We start from the raw sequence: 20,247 nt of genomic DNA on the forward strand, positions 1-20,247 counted from the left end.
CTCCACTGCCGAATCGCTCGCTTTTTCGCGAACCGAGGTCGGCGACCACGTGTCGGGCCGCCTCGCGTACGCGTGACCAACAAGCAAGTCCGCTCCCCTGTATAGGGTGGGCACGGCCCATCCGGTTTCGCCCTTGAATGGGAAAGCCCGCCACGCCGAGGCCAGCCGCTGGTCTCCAGCCCTTGTGGAGCGTGTCCAACGGAAATCCGCAAGCATGGATTCAAACCGTCGGTTTTCGAGGTGAGGACGCCCCCCCTACTCTCTCCGGTATCGCCTACAAGAAGTAAAACCCGGTGGGCCGTGCCCACCCTACATGAGGGCATGGTCCATCAGTTGGGCAGTTTGGGCACGAACCTACCAGAAGACAAGACGATTGGAGTCCACCAGGTTTCGCCGCCGAGGCTCCCGGAATCATCCAAGTTCTGTCTCATGTTTTGACATCGGTGTTTGTTTGTGTAGAATGCAGGCGATTTGCCCCCCCCCATCCTATCCCCCCCTCGCAGATCCTCCCCCCCACCGATTTGCTCCCCCCCAGAGCGTTGACGAATCCGTCTGAACGAATCCGACATCTGAGGAGCGAGCGACAGCCATGCAAACGCTTGGCCAGATCAAGAATCTCAACCATGCGCGAAGGAACCGAGTGGCTCCGAACGTCGAGGGACTGGAAACTCGACTCGCCCTGAGCGGCTCTCACGCCACCATGGCCCAGCCGTTCGGGACCATCGCCGGCCAGATCCTCAATGAGGTCAACGGGCACGGGCTCGGCAAGGTCACCGTCCAACTAGTCGGCTCGAACGGGCAGGTCGTGGCGACCACGCACACCGGCCCCAGGGGCCGCTATGCGTTCCACGTCAAGTCGGCCGACCCCGCGCCGTACGTTGTTCATGCCGTTACGCCGAAGCGATTCATCCAAACATCGCCAACTTTCGACAACATGGCCCCCACGGGTGCATATGCCACGAACCCGCTGACGGGAAAGCCCTACGCGGGGGCGAACTGGAACTATCGGACCGGCAACAATAACCCGGCCAACGGTCCGGTGGGGCCCGCGGCCTGGTCGAAGATCGCGCCGGCGGGAGCGCTCCCGTTTGAATCGCCGATCAACATCACGGGGGCGCCGATCGACCTCAGCCAGGTCCTCTCCATCCACTACAATGACGCAACCCCCAAGGCGATCATCAACAACGGCGCCCAGATCCAGGCCCAGTTCAACAGCTCCACCAGTGACTCGATCGTCCTCGACGGCCAAACCTACGAGCTGTCGCAGTTCCACTACCACGACACCGCGGAGAACCAGGTGGCCGGGTATACGTACCCGATGGAGGAGCACTTCGTGAACGTCAGCGCTTCGGGCGCGGAGACCGTCGTGGCCGTTTTCCTTCAGCTCGGGTCGCACAATGCGGCGCTCCAGCCCATCCTTGATGCCGCCTCCGCGCATCTGACCTCGCCCAACTCCACGACGACGATCGCCACTCCGATCGATTTCGCCGGCCTCCTGCCGTCGAACCTCGAGGGCTGGTTCTATGAAGGGTCGCTCACCACGCCCCCGCTCTCACAGACCGTCAATTGGCTCGTGCTCTCGACGCCCATCACGCTCGACGCCCAGCAACTCCACCAGTATGAAGCCGTGGCCAACGGCGCCGGCTTCCTCCCCAACAACCGACCGCTCCAGCCGACCAACGGCCGACAAGCCAATCAGTTCAACATCGACGTGAACTATCAAGGACAGTCGATCGGCGGAGCCAACTTCACCTTCGCGCCGCGCAACGCGGTTCGGCACGAGCTCGCCACCGCCTCCACCACGACCTCGAACGTTTGACCCCGTCCCCAAGGTCGATTCCATGACCTGGCCGGTGGCATTGGGCTCCCGTCGAGTGGATTCCGTGCCATCGGTCGACCCACCTCGTACCCCCGCCACACCACAACGCGGCGCTCCTGCCTGAATCAAAAATGGGACGATGAGAACGGTCTTGGATGGACTTTCTTCACAATTTCATCACAATTAAAAATCGAGGATCCCTCCGCGGCGCGGGGAGATCGAACGGCATCCCCGCACGTCGGCCTTGAATCGTGGGTCGATGCGACGAAGAATGAACGCTGGGAATTCAAAATAACATAAGCAAAGGAATCCCCAGACGAAGGATCACCGGCGCACCGCCGGTCCTCAGGAGACGAGGCCAAGGAAATCAGACCAAATCGAAGGGGCAGCCTTCCGCCATCGACGCGGGGAGCCGTCCATCCCTGACTTTCTTGGGAAGGGACTACCCGGGAGGGGCTTCAGCATGACACGCGCACATCTCTCCGAAGTTCTGGCCGAAACCGCTCTGGTGGCCTATAGCGCAGGCTTCCTGGTCCTCTACATCGCGATCAAGCTGTCGCACCTGCCGATCATTTCCTGGCTGAAGCTTTGAGACCCCTTTTCGAAGGTAGGGGACAACCACCTTCGCAGGGAAATCAAAAATGCGGGCGGGACGCCCGCGGTCCCAGGGGGGAGGAGAGCGGAAGGAAGGGCTGGTCCCCAATATGCGGCTCGACATGGGGTCACTTCGTGACTACTGTCGAGCCTTTCTGCGTTCAACAGCGGTCGACCGGCCACTCGTTTCCTGGTCGAATCGGCAAAAGACGCTTGTTTAGGCTTAATGTTGAGCCTTGACCTTCGCGGCCGGCACGGTTGTCAGATGCTGCGATCCTTGAGGATATTCATGGCGAACAAGCTGAATGTTCAGTTTAACGATCGGCAGACCAAGGTCTTGGAGGAGATGGCCGATGCGCTCGGCACGACCAAGTCGGGGGTTTTGAAGACGGCCCTGGCGCTGCTGGAGGTGGCCATCCGGGAAAGCAAGGATGGCAACTCACTCGGTGTTGTGAAGGGTGACAAGGTGATCAAAGAGATCGTGGGAATCGAGTGAGCCTTTTCCAATGAATGGAATCACGCCCAGAGATGTTCCGAGCCCGAGTCCAAGCCCGAATCCGGTGCGGATTGACCTCAAAAAGGAGATCGTCAAATCGGAGTGGAAGGAAGACCCGGTCGTCGGGTCCGAGCAGATCGCGTCGCTGGCGATTGTGCGATGGGTGCTGATGATTTTCGGGGGCGTGTACGCGCTCAGCTTCACCGCGATGTTCTTCCTGTTCTACCGGACCGACGCCACGTTCGAGAAGGGGTCGGAGCTGGTCAAGTTCATGCTCCAATCGATCCTGCCCCTGGTCACGCTCGCCATTGGCTACTACCTGGGCGATCGCAATCGCCCCCATCCTGCTTCCAAGGGTCGCAAATAGATAATAGTTGATGTGCTGATGCAAATAAGGAGGCCGGGCATGAACGCGTTGCTTCGGAAGATCGGCTTCAGCCTCCCGATCATTCAAGCCCCGATGGCCGGCGTTTCGACCCCGGCGATGGCCGCCGCGGTCTCGAACTCCGGCGGTCTGGGGTCGATCGGGGTGGGCGCCTCGGATGCCGAGACGGCACGCGGGATGATCGCGGCGGTGCGGGCCGCGTCGGATCGTCCGTTCAACGTCAACCTGTTCTGCAACCGGCCCGCGATCGCGGATCGGCCTCGAGAGGCGGCTTGGCTCGCGCGACTGGCCCCGGATTTTCTTCGCCTTGGTGCGCAGCCGCCGGCCGAGTTGAGGGAGATTTACACGAGCTTCGTCGCGGATGACGCGAAGCTCACCATGCTTCTCGAGGAGCGGCCCAAGGTCGTCAGCTTCCACTTCGGCCTTCCTCCGGCCGAGCAAATCGCGGCCTTGCGTGACGCGGGGATCGTGCTGCTCGCCACGGCCACCAGCCTGAACGAGGCGCAAGCCATCGCCGCCGCCGGGATCGACGCGGTCGTGGCGCAAGGCTTCGAAGCGGGCGGCCACCGCGGCGTGTTCGATCCCGATGCGCCCGATGATCGATTGGGAACGATCGCTCTGACCCGCTTGCTCGTCCTGCGTTTGGAGCTCCCCGTGATCGCGGCCGGCGGCATCATGGATGGTGCCGGCATCGCCGCCTGTCTCGCCCTCGGCGCCAGCGCCGTTCAACTCGGAACCGCGTTCGTCGCGTGCCCGGAGTCCGCGGCTGACCCGGGCTATCGGGCCGCGCTCCTGAGCTCCGCATCCGAGCATACCGTGATGACAACGGCGATCTCCGGCCGGCCCGCCCGATGCATCGCCAACCGCTTCACAGCGCTCGGTGAGCAAGCCGAGCCGGGCATGGTTCCGGCCTACCCGATCGCCTACGATGCCGGGAAAGCGCTGAACACAGCCGCGAAGGCGGCCGGCGAGGCCGGCTTCGGCGCCCAGTGGGCTGGGCAGGCCGCCGTTCTGGCCCGCTCCCTGCCCGCGGCAACGCTCGTCGCGGAGCTCCGATCCGAGATGGAGCAAGCACTTTCGCGACTTGCCGAGAACCTCTTCATCAATCAGGAAGGCGAGCAGGGAGCGTAACCTCCCTGTCTTTGTCAGGGGTAGGACGAAGAGGGTGGACCGTGCCCACCCGACAAGACAAGATATTTTTGAAATTTATCCTCTTGTAGGGTGGGCACAGCCCACCGTGGAAAAAAAAGGCTTCGATTATCCTGTCACACTGGGGTCGACGGCCACCACCAGACGCCCTCGAATTGCCCCCTCCAGCATCGTCGGGGCGGTGGCAATCACGTCGGTCAGGCCGATTTCATGGGTGAGCAGATCGAGCTTCTGCGTGTCGAGGTCGCTTGCCAGCCGGCGCCAGGCTTCGAGCCGGTCCGGCACAGGCCGGTAGACGCTATCGATCCCCGCGAGCGTCACGCCGCGCAAAATGAAAGGCGCGACGGTCGCGGGGAAGTCCATGCCTTGAGCCAGCCCGCACGCCGCGACGGTGCCGCCATAGCGGACAGTCGCACAGACGTTCGCTAAGGTGTGACTCCCGACGCTGTCGATCGCGCCGGCCCATCGTTCTCTTCCCAGCGGCTTGCCGGGCGAGGAGAACAGGGCACGGTCGACCACCTCGTCAGCCCCCAGGCTCTTGAGGTAGTCGGTTTCGGCAAGTCGACCGGTCGATGCCACGACAGTGTAGCCGCGTTGATGGAGCAACGCGATCGCGATGCCGCCCACACCTCCGCCCGCGCCCGTGACGAGCACATCGCCTTTGTCGGGTGTTACGCCGTTCCGTTCGAGGGCGATCAGGGCGAGCATGGCCGTATAGCCCGCGGTGCCGATGGCCATCGTCTGTCGCGGAGTAAACCCTTGGGGGACGGGAATCAACCAGTCGCCGCGCAGCCTGGCCCGCTCGGCAAGACCACCCCAGTGGACCTCGCCAACGCCCCAGCCGTTCAGCAAGACGAGGTCACCGACCGCGAAATTGGCATGGCGGCTCGACTCCACCGCGCCGACCAGGTCGATGCCCGGCACCATCGGGAAGCGGCGAACGACCGGGGACTTGCCCGTGATCGCCAGCGCATCCTTATAATTCAGCGTCGAGTAGGCCACCCGCACCGTCACGTCGCCCTCGGGCAGTTGCGAGTCCTCGAGTTCCGTCAGCTTCGTTCCGTAACCAGCGTCACTGTTCTCGATCAGCAAGCCTCGAAACATCGGTCTTTTCCTTGTGGCTCTGACTTGATCTCAAGCCCGGGACGGGTTGGTAAGTAGAAGGATGACAAGAATGCCGCTGGCCGGATACCCGGCACTTCAATTCCTGCAATCCGGTAGGATCAGCAGGTTTTCGAGGTCTCCGTCGAAACCAGAGGAGCCCCCGCCGGCATCAACGGTAGAGCGACCATGAACGCCGTCCCTTGGCCGTCGCGGCTCTCGGCTTCGATGGTCCCGCCGTGGGCCTTGACAATCCAGTGGCAAATGCTCAGGCCCAGCCCGCAGCCTCCCGAGGTCCGTGCGGCATCTTCCTGGTAGAACCGCTCGAAGACGTGGGGAAGGTGGTCGGGAGCGATCCCCTTGCCGGTATCCTGCACCCGGAGCAGAGCACGATCCCCGACCGCTTCGACCCGGAGCGTGACCGAACCCGACGGTTCCGTGAACCGGATGGCGTTATCGAGGAGGTTCGTCACGAGTTGCCAGAGTCGCGACCGATCGCCCAGGACCGACACCGGGCCCGTCGTTTCGGTGACGAGCTGAATTTCACGCTCCTCGGCGAGGAACTCGAACATCTCGGCAACCTCTTCCGCCAGAGCGGTCAGGTCGAGGGCCTTCGCACAGAGCGGGATCTCGCCGGCGTCCGCCCGCGCCAGGAGGAGTAGGCCGTTGACCAGGCTCGTGAGCCGTTCGCATTGCTCGCCGAGCGATGCGAGGACATTGCGGTACTCGTGGATTTCACGGGGCCTTTGGAGGGCGACCTCGACGGCCGCACGCATTGCCGCGAGGGGGCTTCGTAGCTCGTGCGAGGCGTCGGCGGTGAACCGGATGACCTGGGCATGGTAGGCGGCAAGCCGGTCCAGTAGCCCGTTGATGGTGCCGGCGAGCTCGTCGAGCTCGTCATTGGCCCCGGTCCGAGGGAGGCGCTCCGAGAGGTTCGCGGGGTCGAGACGCCTGGCGGTGCGAATGCTCTCGGCGACGGGGCGGAGCGCCTGGCGCGAGAGGAACAGGCCCCCCGCGACGGCGACGACGAGGAAGACGAGCGAGCCCCCGGCCACGTTCCGGGCGAACTCGGCGAGTGTGGCCTCGGTCTCCGCGAGCGAAATCCCCAGTTGAAGCGAGAGTCCGACTTGCTCCGAGGGGGCATGGAGCACCCGGAGTGGGGCATTGGAGTCGATGAGATCGAGGGTCCGAGGGGGTCCGGGCGGAACCGGCTGGTCGGCGAGCCGCCGCGCGGCGTCGGTGCCCGGGGCCACCGAGATCCGCGGTCCGTCGCGAACCACGACGATCAGGCCCTCCGCCTCATAGGCTGCGACCTCGCGTTCGATTTCTGCAACGAGGACGGAAGTGCGCTCCGGACGGTGGTCGGCGACCCCCGCCAGCAGTTCCGTGGCCTTGCGCTCGAGGAACGCGTCGTTTCGCGCTTCGAGGACCTTGCGGAGGCCGTGATGAACCCAGGCGAATCCGGCGGCCAGCGACACGGCCAGCACGAGGCTCGTCCAGAGCGTGAGCCGGGTCCGGAGGCCGAGCGGCCTACTCTTCGCGAAGCACATAGCCGACCCCCCGGAGCGTATGGATCAGCGGCCGGTCGAAACCCCGGTCCACCTTGTTCCTGAGCCGGTTGATGTGGACGTCCACGACGTTGGTGAGCCCGTCGAAGTCGTAATTCCAGACGTGTTCCTGGATCATGGTTCGGCTCACGACTTGCCCGACGTGCCGCATCAGGTAGTGGAGCAGAGCGAACTGCTTGGCCGACAGCTCGATCGGCTCCCCGCCGCGCTCGACCAGGCGGGTGGTTGGGTCAAGCCTGAGGTCACCGACCCGGAGGATCGGGGGTTGGATCTCAGGTCCTCTTCGGAGCACGACCCGGATTCTGGCCAGCAGCTCGGCGAACGAGAATGGCTTGACGAGGTAATCGTCCGCCCCGGCATCGAGCCCTTCCACCCGGTCGGTGACGGCGCTTCGGGCCGTCAGAAAGATGGCCGGGGTCGGTACTCCCGCGGCCCGAAGGCTTCGAAGGATCGCGAGCCCGTCGCGGCCGGGGAGCATCCGATCGAGGATCAGCAAGTCATAGACCCCGGTCGAGGCGTACTCAAAGCCCCGTTTGCCATCGACCACGAGATCCACGGCGAACCCGTGCTCGCGGAGGCCCTGCTCGAGATGGGCGCCCATGTCCGGGTTATCTTCGACAACGAGCACACGCATCAGTGATTCGCGTCCGGGGCCGAGGGGAACTTGGCCCATATTCTAGACTGCGGCCGGTCGTTGGCCTTGGAATATTACAAAGCCGTCATCTTCGAGCCATGTTGACGCCATGTCGACGGACTATCCTGCCTCCGTGTCCACCCGGTCCGCTGGAGGTCTCCCATGCGATGCGCCGACCGCACGCAGGCTCAAAGTCGTGCGTTCACCCTGATCGAGCTTCTCGTGGTCATCAGCATTATCGCGTTGCTGATCGCCCTGCTTTTGCCTGCGGTCCAGGCCGCCCGCGAAGCCGCGCGGCGGGCCCAGTGCGTCAATAATCTGAAGCAAATCGGCCTGGCTCTTCATCATTACGAGAGTACCCATCATCTGTTCCCGCCCGGTTACGTCTCGGCGTTTCAAGCGGACGGCACGGACCTCGGGCCCGGTTGGGGGTGGGCCGCCATGCTTCTGCCCCAAATGGAACAAAAGCCGCTCTTCGACACGTTGAATTTCAGCCTGGCCATTGAGGAGACCGCGAACCTGACGAGTCGATTATCGCTCATCGCGGCCTTTCTCTGCCCGTCGGATACCGTCCCCCCCTCCTGGTGGGCGATGGTCCGGAACCCCAGCGGCGCACCCACCCAGCGCATCTGTGAGGTTGCCCCTTCGAATGACGTCGGTGTCTATGGGACCAGCGACCCGGGATTGGATGGCGACGGCCTCTTCTTCCGTGATAGCCACGTCGCGCTGCGTGACATCAGCGACGGCACCTCGCAGACCCTGGCCGTAGGAGAGCGGTCGCACAGCCTTGGCGAAGCCACCTGGGTGGGTTCCATCACCAATGCGGTCCTCTTCCCCGTGAACAACGACGGCGTGGGTTACCCACGAGCGGAGGGGGGCCCCGGCATGATCCTCGGCCATGCCGGCGGCCGCCTTGGACCGGGCGACCCGAACGGTGAAGTCAACCAGTTTTATAGTCGTCACCCCGGGGGAGTGAACTTCCTGTTCGCCGACGGCCATGTCATGTTTCTCAAGACCACGATGACGAACAAAACGTTTCGGGCCCTGGCCACGCGAGCCGGAGCCGAGGTTGTCTCGGGAGAATTCTGAAGTGAAAAAGACGTTTTCTGCGATTGCGTTGATGGTCTTCGTTCTGGGCTGCTCGAGCGAGCCCGAGAGTGATGAGATTGTCCCCATCGAGCAAGTTCCCGTCCAGATCCTGGATGTCGCTCGACGAGAACTGCCCGGATACACCTTCGATACGGTCTACAAAATGAAGGTTGAGGGGAAGGATGCCTACGAGGTCCGGGGCAAGGACAAGCGAGGCAAGGTCCGCGAGGTGGAAGTTTCCACCACGGGTGAAGTTCTCGGAATTGAATGACATGGATAAATAGAGATTTGTGGGGGTCTTTCGCAAGGAAACCGGGCCGTCTGTCTGCCCCGGAGGCCGAAATTCGCGGGAGAAACTCATTCCCACGCTCGGCGGCCCCACCCGCCGGGGAAGACAAGACGACGCGGAGCGTCGCGGACGGCATTCCCACGCAGAGCGTGGGAATGAGATCCCGGTATCCTTGCTAACATTTTATTTGATCATAGGGTAAAGCCAAGCCGAGTGCGGGCCCGCCTGGCGTCAGGCTCCGGCATGGATGATGCCGGTCCCCTGGCCGGTTCCGTCCAAGGTGGAATGGGTCGGATTTGTCAGGAGGACGAAGAAGGTGGCGTCGTGGGTGAGCGTGGGGTCGTAGAGGATCGTGACACTCACGGTGGCTTGTGTTTGGCCTGGAGCGAAGGTCAAGGTTCCATTCGTCGCCACGTAGTCGGTGCCCGAACTGGCGGTGCCGTTGGCGGTCGAATAGGCGACGGTCACCGTTTGCGTGCTCGGGGCGGAGAGGGTCACGACGAACGTCGCCGTGACGGTTACCGGGCCGCTCGTCGTTGGAAAGGCAAACTCGAGCGGGATCAGGCCTTGGACCTTGCTCTGGCTGGCCGTCTTCCAGTCGTCCTGGAGGATGCCCCCGGTATCGGTTGAGTTCGGGTTCCACGACCACCAGGTCCAGCTCATCCCTCGCTGGCCCGCAACGGAAGGACTGCTCGTCGTATTGCCGAGATAGCTGGTGATTTGCTGATACCATTGCTGGTCGGAGGTCGTTTGCAGCTTGCTGCCGAACTCGCCCAGCCAGACGGGCGCAATATTGTCTTGATACAAGTAGCCCCAGTATTGATTCCAGACGGACGTCAAGTTGTTGGGGTAATTGGCCGCGTTGAACCAGGACTGGTTGTAGACTGAGGCCGGGTAGTCGTGCGGCGAATAGACCACGCGGTTGGGCACGTTCAGGACGACCGGATGCGGCCCGGCGCCCATCAGGTTGCCTCCCCACCAGGTGCTCTGGCCGTTGTACGACTCGACCCCCTCGACGAAGATCAGCCAGTTCGGGTTGGCCGCCAGGACCGCATTGCCCGCGCGTTGCGCGGCCAGCCGCCAGTCGGTCGCGAGGTTGCCGTCGCCCCAACTCGCCTGCCCGTGCGGCTCGTTCTGGAGATCGGCCCCGATGACGGTGGGGTTCCCCGCGTAGCGCTGGGCGAGTGCGACCCAGTTGTTGATCCAGACTTGTTCCGAGTTGTTCGCGTCGCCGGGGATGTACCAGAGCGGTTCGTTGGCATGATTGTCGGGCAAGGCGCTATGGTGGTCGAGAATGATCCGGAGGCCGAGTTGCCCGGCATAGGAAACGATCTTGTCGAGGATTTGCAGGCTACTGAGCCCTTGGAAGTCGGGGTTCAGACTGAAGTTGATGCTGTTCGGGACGTTGGCCGGGTTGAAGATCGCATTCGAGAACGGCATCCGGATCGTGTTGAAGCCAAGCTGCTTCATCTGGTTCATCATGTCCTGATAATTGCGTGCCCAGAGACCGTGCGGAACGTAGTTCCCGGTCTCGAAGCCGAACCAGTTGATTCCGGCGATTTTGACGGAGGTCCCTTGGCTGTTGACGATCTGATTGCCGGCGGTCTGGAAGAAGCCGGACGTGGCCTGGCCGCTCGGTTCCGTCACCGTGACGTTACCGATGCGGATCGTCGGCGGAGTAGCCGGCGCCGTGGAAACGTCATGGATCGTGCCAACGGCGATCGTCCGCGCGAGCGTGGCGCCATTGGGGTTGGAGAGAACCAGTGAAAATGTGATGTCGGGCTTGTTTGCCGTGATGATGGCATAAATGGGGACGGCGATCGTTTGCGTCGTCTGCCCGGCTCTGAACTGAAGTGTACCGCTGACGGCCTGGTAGTCGGTGGCCGACTTGGCGGTCCCGTCGGCCGTGGTATAAGCGACGGAGATCGGAGTCGTCGCCGGTTGAGTCAAGGTTACCGTGAAGAGCGCCTGCGTGGCGGTGCTGCCGACCGACACCGTCAGGTCGCTTGTCGAGAGCGCCGGGAGGACCGTGGCCCCGCCGCTCAGCGCGACCCCGTTGAGAACATAGTGGGTCGGAGTCCCCGCGTTCCCGCCTGGCTGGCCGTTGAACCCGAACGAGGTCGCCTGACCGGGGGCGATCGTGGCGTTGTAGCCGAGATCTTGGAGCACGTAATGGTTGCCGACGTGGCTGACGATCTTCGCGTTCCAGATCTGAGTGATGGTCGCGGGAAAGTCAAACTCGAGTGTCCATCCATTGATCGACGTTGAGCCGGTGTTAGTGAGCGCGAGATTGCCGGTGAAACCACTCCCCCAGTCGCTCGCGACGCTGTAGACCGCCGAGGCGGTGCCTGGAGTCGCGGGGGAATTGATCGTGATACTCGATGTGCCGCCGACACCGGCCGCGACGGCCCGGACCGTGGCGCTGGCCGCCGCCGCCGGGGCGGTGTACAGGCCCGATCCGCTGATCGTCCCCGCGCCGCTGGCGAGGGACCAGGTAAACGTCGGCTGGGTCGCCAGGGGGTTGGCGAACTGGTCGAGTGCCTGGGCGGTGAACGATTGCGTGGCGGTTGCAGCGACCGTCGCCGTGGCCGGACTGACGACCACGGCGGTCAAGGTCTGGGCGACCGTGAGATTGACGTTGCTGGTGACGCTCAGCCCCGCCGCGTCGGTGATCGTCACCTGGAACGCATACGCCCCCGCCTTGCTGAACGTGGCGACCGTATTCTTGGCGGCGTTCGCGTTGTTGGCGCTCAAGGAGACCGGAGCTGGGGGCGTGCCGACGGTCGTCCACCGGTAGGTCAGGCTCGGTTCACCGCCATCGTCCGCGCCCAGGACGGTAAGCGCCACCGTCTTCCCGATCACAGAACTTGTTGCGGCGGCAGCGGGGACAGCCACCGTGGGAGCTGACTGAACTGGAGCGGGGCCGCCTCCACCAAGTTGTGTTCCATTGAGCACATAGTGGGTTGGCGCTGCGGTGATGTGTCCGGGCGCACCGTTGAAACCAAACGTCGTGGTTTGTCCGGGGGCGATCGTCGCGTTGTAACCGGCATCTTGCAGGACGTAATGATCGCCGACGTGACTGACGATCTTCGCGTTCCAGATTTGGGTCAGATTCGCGGCGAAGTCGAACTCGAGTGTCCAGCCGTTGATGGCGTTCGAACTGTTGTTGGCGACCGCCATGCTGCCGGTGAACCCCGTCCCCCAGTCGTTGACGACCGAGAACGTGGCCGAAACGCTAACCGCCGAGAGCGGGGCCGCAACAATCGCCACCGCGAGCAGGTCGCGAACCTCGAGCGCCTCCATCGAGAGTAGGGCGTGACGACGCGCGACCATGCAACGACGGCGGAAGGGCAGCCTGGAATCGAGCATCACGGACTCCTGGAAGGGAAATCACGATGTCGGAATCTCTACAAACCAGACCAATTGCTTGCATGCATGCGTGACATTGCCATGGTAGGCCTCGCTCGGTCGGACTTCAAGCGGCTCACCCAAAAGGGCGGCTCTGGTGTTGAGAAAACCGGACTGTCGGCGGTGGCACGCCTCGCCCTGGCGGACCGGATTCGAGGTCGATCCCCTCAGGGAACCGTGGTGCGGGACCGATGGGAACCGGATTGCGTCACCGTGTGCACCGGCTTGCCGGCACGTGGAGCGGTTGTGGTAAGATGGCGGCCGAGGTCTCCTGATGTCACGGGACAGGCGTACCGATCATGTCGAGACGCTTCATGGATAAGAGCCCCGTAATCTCTCGTGATATTTCATGGTTCGGGCGCGTTCCTTCCATCATCCACGGGCCGTTGGGTTCAACGACCCGTCCCACGAGGAGTTGAGAACCGATGGCCCACGAAGCGATGGACAGCACCAACCGGCGGACGTTTCTGCAGACCGGCGCGTTGGCCACGGCCTCGGCCATGAGCCTGGCCCCCGGCGCTGCGGGTGTGGCCCAGGCCCAGGACGCTGCTGCCAAGACCGGGGTGATTCCCACGCGACCGCTTGGCAAGACCGGGGTCAACATCACCCTACTGGATCAAGGGGCCGTGCGGAGCGAAAGCCTCGACCGCCTCTTCCGAACGGCCTTCGCCAGCGGGATCCGCGTCTTCGACACCGCCAAGGTCTACGGCACCGAGCCCGCCTTCAAGAAGTGGTTCGAGCAGGTCCCCGAGATCCGCAAGCAGATCTTCCTCGTCACCAAGGACATGCCCAAAGGGCCTGGCGAGATGATGAAGATGGTCGACGAGCGGCTGGCGAGCCTCGGGACCGACTTCATCGACCTCTTCTTTATCCACGGCTTGGGAGATGAACACAGCCTTGACGATGCGATGAACTTCGTGAAGAGCCAGGAGTTCAAGGAGACGGCCGAGGCGATCCGGAAGTCGGGCAAGGCCAAGTTCGTCGGCTTCTCGACGCATCACAAGAACCGCGCCCAGATCATCCAGGCGGCCGCCGACGGCGGGATCGTCGACGCGATCATGCTTCAGTACACCCCCTGGCTCGATAAGGACTCGGCCCTCAACAAGGCGCTCGACGCCTGCTGGAACAAGGGGATCGGCCTGATCACGATGAAGCAGATCGCCGGCAAACAGTTCGGTGACAAGTACAACGGCAACATCCTCGAAGACGTTCAGCGCAAGGTGCCGATGCTCGCCGATCGCAACCTGACCCCGTTCCAGGGGCTCCTGCATGCGATCTGGACCGACGAACGCATCAGCGCCTCGTGCGTCTCGATGAAGAACACCGACCAGATCCGCGAGAACACCGACGCCGCCCGCCGCTACGAACCGCTCAAAACGACCGACATCCTCCAACTTCGCGACGCCGTCCTCGCCGCCGGCCAGACCCTCTGCGCCGATTGCGACGGCCGCTGCTCAGTAGCCGCCGGCACCCAGGCCGAGCTCGGCAACCTGACCCGGTTCCTGACCTACCACGAGCACCACGGTCATCGCACCGAGGCCCGCCGCCAGTTCGCCAACATGACCGACGCCGCTCGCGACTGGGCGGGCGCCGACCTCGAAGCCGCCCGCGAAGCCTGCCCCGGCAAGCTCGACTTCGCCAAGCTCTTGCCCGAGGTAAATCGACACTTGGCTTGAGCCTAGATGTGCTTTGATTTTCGAGCCGGAACTCGTTCCCACGCTCTGCGTGGGAATGAGTTTCTCCCGCGAAATTCGGCCTCCGGGGCAGACAGACGGCCCAGTTTCCTTGCGACAGACTCTTCGTGCCGTTCGGCCCGGAGTTTCCCTGGCTTGACGGTGGATCTAATGCAGATGCCTCAGCTTGTCGGGATTCCTCACCACATAGATTGCCGCGACCGTTCCGTCCTCGATATCGAGCGCGGTCGTCGAAAGTTCACCATCGGCCTCGAGCGTGATGAAACCGGGCAATCCGTTGACGAAACCGGCACGAACCAGTTTCGAACCATTCTCTCGGAAATGAGTCGCCAGATATTCATGAACCTTCATGACAGCATCGAAGCCGTAGATCGGCTCCGTGGCTGCCGGACGCTTGCCGCCGCCGTCGGCATGAAGGCTGACATCCGCCGCCAACATCGCCCCAAGCGCCTTCATGTCGCCGCTACGTGAGGCGATGAAAAAGGCCTCGGCAAGTGCGAGACCCCGTTCTTTTTCCGCCTGGTAACGAGGTCTCGCCTCACGGACATGGGTGCGCGCGCGGCCAGCGAGTTGGCGGCAGGTCGCTGGGTCGCGCTGGATGGTCGCTGCAACCTCCTCGAATCCCAGCCCGAACACATCGTGCAGCAGAAAGGCGGCACGCTCGAGCGGGGAAAGACGTTCCAGCACAAGCATCAGCGGCAAGGTGACGTCTTCCTGGTCGTCCTCTTCCACGATGGGATCGGGAAGCCAGGGACCGACATAGCTCTCGCGCTGACGCCGTGCGGATTTGAGCTGGTCGAGACTGAGGCGCGTAACCGTACGGCGCAGGAAAGCCTCAGGGCTACGCACCTCGCTCCGGTCGGCCTTCATCCAACGGATGAAGGCCTCCTGGACGATGTCCTCGGCGTCCGACACGGAGCCAAGCATGCGGTACGCAACCCGCATGAGCTTCGGACGCAACTGGCCGAAACCAGCCGCGGCATCATCGGCCGACGCGTTCGCCATCAGATGGCGGCCACCCGGGCGGCTGCGATCGTCGCCGGGTCGGCAAACAGGCCGAAACCGACCGCGATGCGGTTCCACCCGTTGATGATATTGATCGTCAAGGTGAGCTTGACCTGTTCCTCCTCCGTGAACTGGGCCTTCAGGGCTTCGTAGGCGCTCACGTGCTCACGTCCTTCGGAGAGCCGCGTCATGGCCTCAGTCCAGCCGAGAGCCGCGCGTTCGCGATCCGTGTAACAAGGGGCCTCCCGCCAGGCCGGCAGCAGGTAGATGCGCTGCTCGGTTTCGCCATTCTCGCGCGCTTCGACGGCATGGAGATTGATGCAGTTGGCGCAGCCGTTGATCTGGGAGGCCCGCAGCTTCACGAGTTCGGTGAGGCTCGGCTCGAAGCTGGCGGCGGCGGCAAGTTGGATCGATGTGCGTTGCCAATCCCTCATCAGCGAAGGGGCCGCGGCGAAGAGATCAATTTTGGCAGTCATGATTGGCTTCCTTTCTGTTAGTGCCACCATGAAGACGAGCCAGGATCCGCCAAAGTGACATGCCAAAGATTTTTCTGCCCCCCGACATCATGCGATAGGAGTAACCGCCGGAGAGAGCAGGCAACACTCGGGGCTGTGCCAACTCACCGGAACGGTTCCGGCGCAATGGCTTCACGAACCCGTCAGGTCGCGTTGACAGAACCGCGATCGCTGTTAGATTATGGAAACCAAATTTGAAATACCAAATCAGCAAACGGAGGGCCCTGGCATGGGACGCCCGCCTGCGAAGGATCTGACGGAGCGTGAGCTGGAAGTCATGCATGTCTTTTGGCGGCATGGTGAGGCGACGGCGGCCGAGACGCGCGACCGGCTGGCGGCGGCGGGTCTGGACCGGACGTACACGACGATTGCCAACCTGATCCGGGGGTTGGCCGACAAGGGTTTCCTCCGCCAGCTCAACGAGGAGCGGCCGTTCTGTTACAAGGCTGCGCGCTCGCATGAGGATGTTTCGGGTCGGCTTTTGGGCGACCTGCTTCAACGCGTGTTTCGCGGTTCACGTGCGCAGCTTTTGAAGCAGCTCGTGGAGCAACGGACGCTCACGGCCGAGGAGCGGAGCCTGCTCGAACGGATCTTGAAGGAGCAAGACCGATGAACGACCTGGGTCTGACCTTGGCCTGGAGCGCGGTCCAGGTTTCTCTCTTATTAATTCCGGCGACCGGTTTGTACGTAGTGGCGTCGCGACGGAGCCCGGCCTCGGGCACGTGGGTGGCATCGCTGAGTCTCGGGCTGGTCGTGGTCGTGAGCTTGCTGACGTTCGTTCCACGCGGTGGGGGGACCACTCGCCCGATCCCCAAGACCGCGCCGTCGCCATCGGTGGCGATCGCGGTTCGCGGGGACGACTCCTCGGGTGAGCTTCGCGAGGACGAAGGCCGAGGTATCGGCGGGTCGTTCGCGGTCTTGCGGAGCGTGTGGCAGCGGCTCGAGACGACGGCGGCCGAGCCCGCGGCGCGTTGTCGGCCATGGGGGAGTGCGCTGGCGGCCGTCGCCCTGGCGGGGACGGGCGTGGGGTTGCTCCATCTGATGATCGGTCTCTGGGCGGTTCATCGGTGTGTCCGGCGGTCGCGGCCGGTGGATGCCCCGGAGCTGAACGATCTGATCGAGGAGCTTCGCGACTCGCTGGGTTGCCGGCGGCGGGTCGCGGTTCGCGAAGCCGCGGAGTTGACGACCCCGGCGACGGCGGGTTGGCGTCGTGTGTTTGTGCTCTTGCCCGACGACTGGCGGTCATGGGACGAGCCCGAGCGTCGTGCGGTGTTTGCTCATGAGCTGGCGCACGTTTGCCGGTCTGATTATGCGATGGGCGTGGTGGCGCGGCTCGCGCTGGCGATGCACTTCTATCACCCTCTGGTCCACTGGTTGGCGGCGCGGCTCCAGTGGGAACAGGAGCTGGCGGCCGATGCCCTGGGGGCTCGGCTTGCGGGCGGTCGACCGCGTTACTTGCTTTCCCTGTCGCGGCTGGCGCTGCGGCAAGACGGACGGATTCCGTGCTGGCCGGCGAGGACGTTCTTGCCGGCGAAGGGGAATTTGATCAGGAGGATCGCGATGTTACGTGATGAAAGCGTGTCGATGGATCGGCCTTGGTCATTGCCGCGTCGTGGCGTTTCGGCGTTGCTGTTACTGGGCGTCACCTGCGGTGTCTTGACACTTCAGGGGCCGGCTCGTGGTGATGACACCGACAACAAGGTGGACAACGCGGTCAAGGCAGTGGCGCGGGAGTCCCGGCCGGACGACCAGGTTCAGGGCGAACCCTTTGACCTGACGTACCTGCCGGAAGGTGCTCAGGGCTTCATGGCGTTCCGGCCGGCGGCCACGTTCCGTCGAGCGGGTATGGGAACCTACCGTACCATGCTGAACCTGCTGATAGCCCAGGAATGGACGAAGGCCGCGATCGCGTTTGGGTTTGACCCCGCCAAACCTGGGCAGGGGCCGCTCAGGGTTGAGATGTTCGAGGAGGTGATGGGCCTTGTCCAGATCACCCGGTATCGTGACGAGAAGCCGCGCTGGAGGTTCACCTTAGGGGACGTGCTGTCGGCCCGGACGACTCAGCCGGTTGATTGGATGGGGCTCTGCCGTACCTTTCAGCAAGTATTGACCGAGGTTCACGAGGGAAGCCGCGTGTACTACAGGGTGAAGATCCCCGCGCTCGGCCCGGACGGTTGTCTTTACTTCCCCGACGATCGAACGATCGTGTTTGCCGGTGAAAAGCGAATGCTCCAACTCTTGCGTCGCCAAACTTCGGCGTCGCCGGTGTTCGCGCAGGGGAAGGGCTGGGACCGTTCCCTCCGCGGGCTTTTTGTGGCCGCGTTTGATAGTCGCGATGGTCTGTTGCGGACAGCCTCCCTCGACGATCCCGACCATCCCGAGGTCTCGAACCTATTCAAGGATGGCGGCCTTTTGACGTTTAGTCTCGACAACAGCGATGAGATCCGGTTCGGCGGCGTTGCGACCCTGGGTGATACCGCCGCCAGCGAGTCGACCGCCCGCGCGATCCCCACGTTTCTCAAATCGCTCCGTGAAAGAGCGGGCGATCCTGGTGCTGTCGCTTCGACGGATAAGAGCGAAGAGCGGGCGCGACGAATGTTCCTCGACCTGGTGACGAACTGCCGCGTCGAGCGGGACGGCCAGTCGGTGGTCCTCCGCACCTCCGGTCTGGGGACGATCGCGGACTTCGCCGCGTTGGTCGCTGCTGGTGGGTTCTAATCAGCATGCGGCTAACGGTCGCTCGCTCTGTGCGCATCAAGGTTGGATCGCCGAGGGCCGGTCGGGACTCTGCTCCCGGCCGGCCGATCAATTCTCACTCGGGATGACCGATCCCATCCTCAGCCGGACGAGCAAGTCGTTCAAATCCGTCCGCGCGGACGGTTCCTCGGGGAGTGTGCTGGCCTGATGGGCGGCCTCGAGTTCGGCTCGAAGCCGCTCGTACTCGCGACGATGGAAATCGAGGTCGGAATCGTTCAAGGTCGACTTCTCCGGCCCTGCCAGCTTACGGGCGATCAGGTCGTTGACGTGGGGCAAGCGGGCTTCTTCGTTGAGATGCACGAGGTTCGCCTCGACTTGCCCTGTTTTCATGAGGTGGAGGCCGGTCAGCAACACGCGGTAGACGTAGAGGAGCGGCTTGACCCGCCTCGGGTTCTCTTTCTCGAACAGCCGCCACTGGGTTTCGGCGAACCCGAAGTAGTGATGGCTGTGGTGCCTGGTGAGGCAACGGCCTGCGACGGCCTTGAGCTCTTCGTGTGCGGGCGTCGTGTGAACAACGAGAGGTGAGTATAACTGCTCGAGTACATAGCCGTTCTTCTTGAGCAGCATGGCGAAGAATTTCTTGGCGTCGTGGGTGACCAGGTCCACTTCGATCTGATCCGTGGTCGTTGACGACTCGACCGTCTCCCGGCCGGGGTCGAGGCCCACCACATCCCGGACCGGCAGCAGGTGACAGCCGCGGAGGTCGAAGTCTGAGTCGGGGGAGGGGAAGCCGTAGAGGTGCGCTCCGCTGATCGTGGCGAAGACCAAGGGGAACGGATGCCGGGCGACTTCGGCTTGGAGACGTTCCTGGACGTTCATGAGGCACCTCCCGGGGACAGTAAGTCTTTGACCCGATCGAGCTCGCCTTGGATGTTTCGCAAGGCGACGACCGCGCGATCGGGGTCGACGAGGCAGTCGGCCAGGCTGCCGTAGTGCTCCTCCAGGCATTGAAGCAACAACGTCCTGATCTGAGCCTGGTCAGGGGTTGGGCGGAGCGTGCTCTCGGCGTAGGCCCTTTCGAGGTGGGCCTCCTTGTCGGCGGCCCACTGGCGGAGTCGATCCTCGGTCCATTCGCCGCGGCGGATCGCCTTCAAGTGTTCGTTGTGGCGCTGAAGGTCGATGTCCCCTTCAATGAGGATTTGTTCAACTTCCCCCAGAAGCCGGACGACGTGGTAGGCGAACTTGGTGTCATAGCCATGCTTGGCGACCAGCTCGGCGCGCTTGCCCCGCGGCTGTTTGATCGCCAGCTTGTGCAACTGGCTATACGCGTATCCTTTGAACTTGGGCCACGCTCCTTTGTGGAGGAACAGCCGGCGGTTCTCACGCACGAGGTTGCCGACGCGGGTGCTGTGCACCACGCAGTGGGCGGGCGTGAACAGCGCGTCGATGATGTTCGGGTTGTTCTCCATCGCCAGGGTGAAGAACTTCACGATGCCGAAGATCGCCAGGTCATAGGTGCGCCCACGCCCTCCGAGGCTGTCCACGTCATGGATGTGGTGCTCCTGATAGACTCCGAACCGCTTGGCCTCGTGGCCGAAGCCCTGGATCTCTCCGCGGAGATGAGGGAAGACCTCCTCCTTCATCGGGATCGCCCAGCCGTAAATGTCAATGTCGCTCGTGTCCGAGGAGACCCCGTAGGCCATCGAGCCCATGATGGTTTCGTACTGGACGTTCCCCGGCAGCCACCTTGGCGGTTTGGCCAAGCCGCGGTCGGTCAGGCGTTGCAGCGTGCTCACGGCGTGTG

18 protein-coding genes are annotated in these 20,247 nt (G+C 63.3%); 10 read left to right on the forward strand and 8 right to left on the reverse strand.

Annotated elements, in window-relative coordinates; all coding sequences use genetic code 11:
- The first annotated feature begins 589 nt into the window (after positions 1 to 589).
- The 5 genes from BUS42_RS19310 to BUS42_RS19325 all read left to right on the forward strand — a co-directional run bounded on the left by BUS42_RS19310 (position 590) and on the right by BUS42_RS19325 (position 4,425).
- Positions 590 to 1,819: a carbonic anhydrase family protein gene (locus BUS42_RS19310; protein ID WP_074308842.1), complete on the forward strand. Its 1,230-nt coding sequence runs from the start codon at positions 590 to 592 to the stop codon at positions 1,817 to 1,819.
- Between the two features lie 463 nt (positions 1,820 to 2,282).
- Entirely contained in the window at positions 2,283 to 2,411 is a 129-nt protein-coding gene (locus tag BUS42_RS46025) for a hypothetical protein (protein WP_256386177.1), read from the forward strand.
- A 291-nt stretch (positions 2,412 to 2,702) separates the two neighbouring features.
- Positions 2,703 to 2,909, forward strand: coding sequence for a hypothetical protein (locus BUS42_RS19315; RefSeq protein WP_074308844.1), 207 nt, complete (start codon positions 2,703 to 2,705; stop codon positions 2,907 to 2,909).
- Between the two features lie 10 nt (positions 2,910 to 2,919).
- Positions 2,920 to 3,276, forward strand: coding sequence for a hypothetical protein (locus tag BUS42_RS19320; RefSeq protein ID WP_074308846.1), 357 nt, complete (start codon positions 2,920 to 2,922; stop codon positions 3,274 to 3,276).
- Positions 3,277 to 3,315: 39 nt separating this feature from the next.
- Positions 3,316 to 4,425: an NAD(P)H-dependent flavin oxidoreductase gene (locus BUS42_RS19325; protein WP_074308849.1), complete on the forward strand. Its 1,110-nt coding sequence runs from the start codon at positions 3,316 to 3,318 to the stop codon at positions 4,423 to 4,425.
- A gap of 126 nt (positions 4,426 to 4,551) precedes the next feature.
- On the opposite strand, the gene BUS42_RS19330 is transcribed toward BUS42_RS19325, so the two are convergent.
- From BUS42_RS19330 to BUS42_RS19340, 3 genes are all read right to left on the reverse strand, one after another.
- Complete coding sequence (locus BUS42_RS19330) at positions 4,552 to 5,547, reverse strand: acrylyl-CoA reductase (NADPH) (RefSeq protein WP_074308851.1); 996 nt, start codon at positions 5,545 to 5,547, stop codon at positions 4,552 to 4,554.
- A gap of 119 nt (positions 5,548 to 5,666) precedes the next feature.
- Entirely contained in the window at positions 5,667 to 7,094 is a 1,428-nt protein-coding gene (locus BUS42_RS19335; RefSeq protein ID WP_074308854.1) for a sensor histidine kinase, read from the reverse strand.
- Complete coding sequence (locus BUS42_RS19340) at positions 7,075 to 7,746, reverse strand: winged helix-turn-helix domain-containing protein (RefSeq protein ID WP_074311249.1); 672 nt, start codon at positions 7,744 to 7,746, stop codon at positions 7,075 to 7,077. Before BUS42_RS19340 ends, BUS42_RS19335 begins: the two co-directional genes overlap by 20 nt.
- Positions 7,747 to 7,908: 162 nt before the next feature.
- On the opposite strand from BUS42_RS19340, the gene BUS42_RS19345 reads away from it, so the two are divergent.
- Together BUS42_RS19345 and BUS42_RS19350 are read left to right on the forward strand one after the other, a co-directional pair.
- Positions 7,909 to 8,835 carry a DUF1559 domain-containing protein gene (locus tag BUS42_RS19345; protein ID WP_074308856.1) on the forward strand — a complete coding sequence of 309 codons (927 nt, stop codon included), beginning with the start codon at positions 7,909 to 7,911 and terminating at the stop codon, positions 8,833 to 8,835.
- A 1-nt stretch (position 8,836) separates the two neighbouring features.
- Entirely contained in the window at positions 8,837 to 9,106 is a 270-nt protein-coding gene (locus BUS42_RS19350) for a PepSY domain-containing protein (protein ID WP_074308858.1), read from the forward strand.
- Positions 9,107 to 9,355: 249 nt separating this feature from the next.
- Here BUS42_RS19350 and BUS42_RS19355 read toward each other — a convergent pair whose 3' ends face one another.
- The gene (locus tag BUS42_RS19355; RefSeq protein ID WP_074308860.1) at positions 9,356 to 12,493 is read right to left on the reverse strand and encodes a cellulase family glycosylhydrolase; all 3,138 of its coding nucleotides are present in this window, start codon (positions 12,491 to 12,493) and stop codon (positions 9,356 to 9,358) included.
- A gap of 464 nt (positions 12,494 to 12,957) precedes the next feature.
- Between BUS42_RS19355 and BUS42_RS19360 the strand changes: the two genes are divergently transcribed.
- Positions 12,958 to 14,208: an aldo/keto reductase gene (locus tag BUS42_RS19360; RefSeq protein ID WP_074308863.1), complete on the forward strand. Its 1,251-nt coding sequence runs from the start codon at positions 12,958 to 12,960 to the stop codon at positions 14,206 to 14,208.
- Positions 14,209 to 14,373: 165 nt separating this feature from the next.
- Here BUS42_RS19360 and BUS42_RS19365 read toward each other — a convergent pair whose 3' ends face one another.
- Both BUS42_RS19365 and BUS42_RS19370 read right to left on the reverse strand, forming a co-directional pair.
- The gene (locus tag BUS42_RS19365; protein ID WP_074308865.1) at positions 14,374 to 15,231 is read right to left on the reverse strand and encodes a sigma-70 family RNA polymerase sigma factor; all 858 of its coding nucleotides are present in this window, start codon (positions 15,229 to 15,231) and stop codon (positions 14,374 to 14,376) included.
- Entirely contained in the window at positions 15,231 to 15,707 is a 477-nt protein-coding gene (locus tag BUS42_RS19370; protein WP_074308867.1) for a carboxymuconolactone decarboxylase family protein, read from the reverse strand. The genes BUS42_RS19365 and BUS42_RS19370 overlap by 1 nt, the downstream gene beginning before the upstream one ends.
- A 268-nt stretch (positions 15,708 to 15,975) precedes the next feature.
- On the opposite strand from BUS42_RS19370, the gene BUS42_RS19375 reads away from it, so the two are divergent.
- Together BUS42_RS19375 and BUS42_RS19380 are read left to right on the forward strand one after the other, a co-directional pair.
- Complete coding sequence (locus tag BUS42_RS19375; RefSeq protein ID WP_074308872.1) at positions 15,976 to 16,359, forward strand: BlaI/MecI/CopY family transcriptional regulator; 384 nt, start codon at positions 15,976 to 15,978, stop codon at positions 16,357 to 16,359.
- Positions 16,356 to 18,464, forward strand: coding sequence for a M56 family metallopeptidase (locus BUS42_RS19380; RefSeq protein ID WP_074308874.1), 2,109 nt, complete (start codon positions 16,356 to 16,358; stop codon positions 18,462 to 18,464). The genes BUS42_RS19375 and BUS42_RS19380 overlap by 4 nt, the downstream gene beginning before the upstream one ends.
- An 87-nt stretch (positions 18,465 to 18,551) precedes the next feature.
- Here BUS42_RS19380 and BUS42_RS19385 read toward each other — a convergent pair whose 3' ends face one another.
- Both BUS42_RS19385 and BUS42_RS19390 read right to left on the reverse strand, forming a co-directional pair.
- Positions 18,552 to 19,322: a nucleotidyltransferase domain-containing protein gene (locus BUS42_RS19385; protein ID WP_074308876.1), complete on the reverse strand. Its 771-nt coding sequence runs from the start codon at positions 19,320 to 19,322 to the stop codon at positions 18,552 to 18,554.
- Entirely contained in the window at positions 19,319 to 20,239 is a 921-nt protein-coding gene (locus BUS42_RS19390; protein WP_074308878.1) for a nucleotidyltransferase domain-containing protein, read from the reverse strand. Before BUS42_RS19390 ends, BUS42_RS19385 begins: the two co-directional genes overlap by 4 nt.
- Between the last annotated feature and the right edge of the window lie 8 nt (positions 20,240 to 20,247).

Source organism: Singulisphaera sp. GP187, assembly GCF_900129635.1.
Lineage (GTDB): Bacteria > Planctomycetota > Planctomycetia > Isosphaerales > Isosphaeraceae > Singulisphaera.